The 6044-nt window shown below is 69.0% G+C and carries 7 protein-coding genes; 2 read left to right on the forward strand and 5 right to left on the reverse strand.

All coding sequences use genetic code 11. From position 1 onward, the window contains the following. The coding region (locus tag FFS27_RS26835; protein WP_171019237.1) for a cytochrome b/b6 domain-containing protein at positions 1-250 on the reverse strand (250 nt) is incomplete at its 3' end. A gap of 53 nt (positions 251-303) precedes the next feature. Next, on the reverse strand, positions 304-927 hold the full coding sequence (locus tag FFS27_RS26840) for a hypothetical protein (RefSeq protein WP_003095513.1): 624 nt from the start codon (positions 925-927) through the stop codon (positions 304-306). A 137-nt stretch (positions 928-1064) separates the two neighbouring features. Between FFS27_RS26840 and FFS27_RS26845 the strand changes: the two genes are divergently transcribed. After that, positions 1065-1754, forward strand: a complete 690-nt coding sequence (locus FFS27_RS26845) for a heavy metal response regulator transcription factor (protein WP_003123548.1) — start codon at positions 1065-1067, stop codon at positions 1752-1754. After that, positions 1733-3124, forward strand: a complete 1392-nt coding sequence (locus FFS27_RS26850) for a heavy metal sensor histidine kinase (RefSeq protein WP_003135413.1) — start codon at positions 1733-1735, stop codon at positions 3122-3124. The genes FFS27_RS26845 and FFS27_RS26850 overlap by 22 nt, the downstream gene beginning before the upstream one ends. Here FFS27_RS26850 and FFS27_RS26855 read toward each other — a convergent pair. The 3 genes from FFS27_RS26855 to FFS27_RS26865 form a co-directional block, all read right to left on the reverse strand. Then, a complete protein-coding gene (locus FFS27_RS26855) occupies positions 3115-4431 on the reverse strand; it encodes an MFS transporter (RefSeq protein WP_079868586.1) in 1317 nt (438 codons plus the stop codon). The two genes, FFS27_RS26850 and FFS27_RS26855, sit on opposite strands and share 10 nt — an antisense overlap. A gap of 219 nt (positions 4432-4650) precedes the next feature. Beyond that, positions 4651-5763 (reverse strand): fatty acid desaturase DesB, encoded by a 1113-nt coding sequence (gene desB, locus FFS27_RS26860; protein WP_004347735.1) that lies wholly within the window; start codon positions 5761-5763, stop codon positions 4651-4653. Beyond that, positions 5760-6044 (reverse strand): 2Fe-2S iron-sulfur cluster-binding protein (locus tag FFS27_RS26865; protein ID WP_137952323.1); only part of this gene is annotated, 285 nt, incomplete at its 5' end. The genes desB and FFS27_RS26865, both read right to left, overlap by 4 nt.

Genomic DNA, 6044 nt, shown 5'->3' on the forward strand with positions numbered 1-6044 from the left:
GAAAATGCCCGCTGGACAGTCCGTAGGCGAGGTAGCACAGGCCGTTGCCGAGCAACAGCCACATGGCGGCGAGATGCCAGGCGATGGAACCGCCGAGCCAGCCGCCGAGGGTAGCCCAGGCGGGAAAACGGAAATCCAGCAGCGGCGAAGCGTTGTAGATGCCCCAGCCGCTGCTGATCAGGCAGGCCATGGCATAGGCATTGAGCCAGTGGCAGAGTCTCACCGGCCAGGCGTGCAACGCACGGTTCATGGCTTTTCTCCCAGGGAACCCGACCGGGACGGACGCGCCGTCCCGGCGAAACTTCACATCGGCGGGGTCACGCCGTCCTTGCCGACCGAGATGGCCAGGGCGGTGAGGCTGCCGTCGGCGCCCTTCTGCGGGAACAGCACGACCTTGGCGCCAGGCTTGAGCAGGCTGCGCTCGCCCGGCTCCAGGCTGACGATGGGCACGTCGTCCGGCACCACCACAGTCTTCTCACCATCGCCGTATTTCACCGTCATGCGCCGGCCCTGGCTGACCACCAGGTTGCCGACCGTACCGTTGGTCATGGTCGAGGCGCTGCCATCGGCGTTCTCCCAGGGCCGGTGGCCTTCGCCGCTGCCGCGCAGGCTGGGGGCGAAGACATGCACCTCGAGGGCCTTCAGGGTGCCGTCGGGCTGCGGCACGGCGGCGGTACCGATGAAGCTGTCGGGCTGGATGTCCTCCGGCTTCGCCAGCGACACGGCGCGGATCGCGGTCTTGTCGGTGAGCCTGACCGTCAGTTGCTGGCCGTTGCGGGCCTTCAGTTGCAGGTGGTCGTCGGCGGCCTGCTGGATGGTGCCGCGCAGCGGCTGCAGCATGCCCGCAGGCGGTTGCGCGGCGAAGCTGGCGGCACTGGCCAGGAGCAGGCCGAAGAGCAGCGCGGGGGAAGCCTTGAGTCGAAGCATCGGTCGATCCTCGGTGGGGTTGAGCCTCGATGGTCGCCCCGCCGGCGGTACCCGGAGATGACTTTCGCATGACAAAAATGTCACCGAGTCCGCGCCGCGCGCTGGCTAGAATGGCGGCGAACGAGGGGGAACGAGACATGCGCATCCTGGTGATCGAAGACGATACGAAGACCGGCGAGTACCTGAAGAAGGGCCTCGGCGAGTCGGGCTATGCGGTCGACTGGTCGCAGCACGGCGCCGACGGTCTCTACCTGGCGCTGGAGAACCGCTACGACCTGGTGGTCCTCGACGTGATGCTGCCCGGCCTGGACGGTTGGCAGATCATGGAAGTGCTGCGCAAGAAGCACGATGTGCCGGTGCTCTTCCTCACCGCCCGCGACCAGTTGCAGGACCGTATCCGCGGCCTCGAACTGGGTGCCGACGACTACCTGGTGAAACCCTTCTCCTTCACCGAGTTGCTGCTGCGTATCCGTACCCTGCTGCGCCGCGGCGTGGTCCGCGAGGCAGAGCAGGTGCAACTGGCCGATCTGCACCTGGACGTGCTGCGGCGCAAGGTCAGCCGCCAGGGGCAGGTGATCGCCCTGACCAACAAGGAGTTCGCCCTCCTGCACCTGCTGATGCGCCGCGAGGGCGAGGTGCTGTCGCGCACCCTGATCGCCTCGGAGGTCTGGGACATGAACTTCGACAGCGACACCAACGTCGTCGACGTGGCGATCAAGCGCCTGCGCGCCAAGGTCGACAATCCCTTCCCGAACAAGCTGATCCATACCGTGCGCGGCATCGGCTACGTCTGCGAGGAGCGCCCGTGCCCGCCCGCCGCTCCCTGACCCTCTACGCGGCGCTGCTGTTCGCCGCGGTGGCGGCGCTGGTGGTCAGCGCGGTCGGCTTCTACCTGTACCGCTCGGTGGAAGAGGCGATGCTGCGGCGCAGCGACGTGATGGTCGCCGGCCGGGTCGAGCACTTCCGCAACCTGTTGCGCGACAACCTCACCCTGGCCGAGCTGAAGGCGCGCCCGCGTCTGTTCGAGAACATGCTTGGCAACGAGCAGGACATCCTGCTCCTCGGCCAGCCCGGCGAGGCGCCGATCGTCGCGGTCAACCCGCGCCACGAACGCCTGCCGTCGCTACGGGTGGTCGCCGCCGGCCAGGCGTTGAATCCGTCCGTCGTGCACGCCGCGCTGACCCACGACGGCGTCCCGATGCGCGTGCTCGCCGCCGAGGTCCTGGTCGGCGGCCGCGAGCCGTTGCAGATCACCGCCGCGCACCTGCTGCTGGGCGAGACGCGGATGCTCGCCCAGTACCGCGACCGGGTCATCGCCGCCGTGCTGCTGGCGTTCCTCGGCACCGCCCTGCTCGGCTGGCTGGTCCTGCGCCACGGCCTGCGCCCGCTGCGCACGCTGGCGGCGAAGGCGGCGGAGATCCATCCGACCAGCCTGGATACCCGCCTCGACGTCGCCGCCGCGCCTGCCGAGTTGCAGCAGGTGGCACAGTCGTTCAACGCCATGCTCGAACGCCTCGACGACGGCTACCAGCGCCTGCAGCAGTTCTCCGCCGACCTCGCCCATGAGATCCGCACGCCCATCGGTTCGCTGATGGGCCACGGCCAGGTGGCCCTGCGCCAGCCACGCAGCAACGAGGAGTACCAGGCGCTGATCGCCTCCAACCAGGAAGAGTTGGAGCGCATCGCACGGATGGTCGAGAGCATCCTGTTCCTCGCTCGCGCCGACGACGTGCGGGCAGCGGTGGAGCGCAGCCGCCTGGACCTGGGCGAAGAACTGCGGCGCCAGGCGGAGTATTTCGAAGGGCTGGCCGAGGAACGTGGGCTGAGCCTCGACATCCAGATCAGCGGCCAGCTACGCGCCGATCCGCAACTGTTCCGCCGGGCGCTGAGCAACCTGCTGGCCAACGCCATCCGCTACGCCAACGCCGAGAGCCTGATCGAAGTGCGCGGCCTGCGCCGCTCGGGGGAATTCCTGCTGAGCGTGGAGAACGCCTGCGACAGGCTGCCGGCCGAACCGCTGTCGCGCCTGTTCGACCGCTTCTACCGTGGCGACGCCGCGCGCAGCGACGCCCAGTCCAGCGGTCTCGGCCTGGCCATCGTCCAGGCGATCATGCGCCTGCACGGCGGCCGCGCCGAAGCGAGCGCCCCGGCTCCGGGACGCATCCGCTTCGAGCTGGCGTTCCCGGCTCAGGACTGAGCGGGCTTCTCGCCGGCGTCCGGCTCACCGTCGGAGCGGCCGATATTCACCGGCGCCTCCACCACCAACTCCTCCGGCACTTCCTCGACGCGCGGGTCGAGGGTGGCGGCCATCGGGCTGACCGTGTCCGGCATCGCCACGTGTTGCAGCGGCGCCTCGTCGACCCGGTGTTCGCCGGTGACGCGCTTGGGCTGCACCCAGAACACCAGCAGCACCGCGTAGCCGGACACCAGCATGTAGAACAGCCCCGGACCGAAGTGGCGCATCAGCGCGCCGGCCACCAGCGGGCCGATACAGGCGCCGACCCCGTAGGTGGTCAGCAGCATCGCCGACAACGCGACCCGGCGCGGCTGCTCGACGTGGTCGTTGGCCAGCGCCACCGCCAGCGGGTAGAGGGTGAACAGCAGCATGCCGGTAACGAACCCGTTGGCCAGCAGCAGCCAGTACGGCAGCGTCACCAGTCCCCACATCGGGATCGAGGCCAGGCACAGCAGCACCGCATTGCCGCGGATCAGCCAACTGCGGTCGAGGCGGTCGGACAGCCAGCCCAGCGGCCACTGCGCGCAGAAACCGGCGACGATGCACATGCCGACGAAGAAACTCGATTGCGAGGCATCCAGGCCGTTGCGGTTGGCGTAGACCGGCGCCAGGCCGTAGAAGGCGCCGACCATCAGGCCGGCGATGAAGATGGTGCCCAGCGCCTGCGGCACGCGTTGCCAGAAGAAACGCACTTCCAGCGGCGCGGCGACCAGCTTGGCCGGGTGCACGCGCCGGGTCATGGCCAGCGGGATCAGGCACGAGGCGAAGCAGATGGCGACCAGCAGCAACGGCTTGTAGTCGAGGGTCGGGCTCAGCGCCAGCAGGCCCTGGCCGAGCACCAGGCCAAGGTCGACGGCGACCATGTAGCCGGCGAACACCTTGCCGCGCTGGTGGCTCTCGGCCTGCTCGTTGAGCCAGCTCTCGATCACCATGTACTGGTTCATCATCACCGCACCGGTGATGAAGCGCAGCAGCAGCCAGACTTCCAGCTGATCGACCAGGGCATGCAGCAGCACGGTCACGGTGGCAATCCCGGCGCAAGCCACGTAGGAGCGGATATGGCCGAAGCTGGCGATCAGCTTGTGTCCGAATTTTCCACCGCAGACCAGGCCGAAATAGTAGGACGCCATCAGCCCGCCGACCCACAGGTCGCCTGCGCCTTCCTGGGTCAGGCGCAGGCCGATGTAGGTGGTGAACAGGCCGGAGCCGGCCAGCATGAGCAGGGTGGCGGTGTAGAGCGCGGGAAAGGTGACGAGCGGGCTGAACATGACGGTTCCTGGACGGACGGGCCCCACGGCCGGCATCCGCCGAGCATTGATAGGTTCGGGAAGGATCGACGCTGCTGGCCGATCGCGGGCGCAGGCCGTCCTGCGTTCGGCGAGACTCCGACGCCGCGCGGCGGCCGGAAGCCACGTCGCGGCGCACAGGGCGGCATTATCCCCGCTCCGGAGCGGCCCCGCCACGGGCGCCGCGAGCGTTCCGTCGGCTCAGCTGCGCCCCGCCGGGAGCGGCTCGCGCGGCGGCAGCCGATATACCCAGATGCGCCGCAAGACAGTGAGGAATTGCCGTCCAAGGCGTCCGCTGTTGTAGGTCTGCCCGTAGCGCCGGGCGATTTCGCGGACCTCGCGGGACAGCGCGGCGTAGCGACGCGCCGGCAGGTCCGGGTAGAGATGATGCTCGATCTGGTGGCTGAGGTTGCCGGTCAGGATGTGGAACAGCGGCCCGCCCTCCAGGTTGCTGGAGCCGCGCAACTGGCGCAGGTACCAGTGGCCACGGGTCTCCCCCTCCAGCACCGAGGGCGGGAAGACCACCGCCTTCTCGGTGAAGTGGCCGCAGAAGATCACCGTGAAGGTCCACAGGTTGCGCAGCACGTTGGCCAGCAGGTTGCCGACGAACACCGCGCCAAAGCCGCCGGCGAACAGGCCGAGAAGCGGGAACAGCAGGTAGTCCTTGGTCCACTGGCGACCCAGCTTGGCACGCAGGCGGCGTAGCAGCGGCATGAGTTCGGCCTTGTCCAGGCGCCCCTTGGCGTACTTGTCCAGGCGCAGATGCTGGATCGCCACCGCGTACTGGAACAGCAGCGCCTGCAGCGTCACCCACAGCGGTTGCCAGCGGTAGAACGGCTTCCAGCGCTGCTCCGGGAACAGGCGCACGACCCCGTAGCCGACGTCGTCGTCCTTGCCCAGCACGTTGGTGTAGGTGTGGTGGATATGGTTGTGGGTGTGCCGCCAGAAGTCGGACGGCCCGGCGATGTCCCACTCGTAGGCGCGGCCGGCGAATTCCGGATCGTTCATCCAGTCGTACTGGCCGTGCATGACGTTGTGGCCCAGTTCCATGTTCTCGAGGATCTTGCCCAGGCCGAGAAGCAGGCTGCCGAGCAGCCAGGTCGGCGGCAGCCAGCCGAACATCAGCAGCGCCCTGCCGCTCCAGCAGCAGACGCGCACCGCCGCGCGGACCCGGCGGATGTAGCGCGCGTCGTCCGCGCCGAGATCGGCCAGGGTACGCTGGCGCAGGGCGTCGAGTTCGGCGCCGAAGGCCGCCAGTTGTTCCGGGGTCAGTTCGCGGTCGTCGCGCATCGCAGGGCTCGCAGGTCGGTTCACAGGTCCAGCGCCAGGTCGCCGTGGGCGGCGCTGACGCAGAGGCGGATAGACTGGCCGGGCTCGCTGCACAGCGCGCCGCTGCGCAGGTCGCGCACGCAGCCGCTGAGCAGGACGCAGGTGCAACTGGCACAGATGCCCTGGCGGCAACCGTGGGCCGGGCGCAGGCCGTGGGCCTCGGCCTGTTCCAGCAGGCTGGCGGCGCTGTCGCCGGAGACTTCCCGCTGCGACCGGGCGAAGCGCAGGCGCACTTCGCGCGGCGCCTCCCCGCTACGCCAGCGCGG

The organism is Pseudomonas sp. 2VD (assembly GCF_005503585.1).
Lineage (GTDB): Bacteria > Pseudomonadota > Gammaproteobacteria > Pseudomonadales > Pseudomonadaceae > Pseudomonas > Pseudomonas aeruginosa.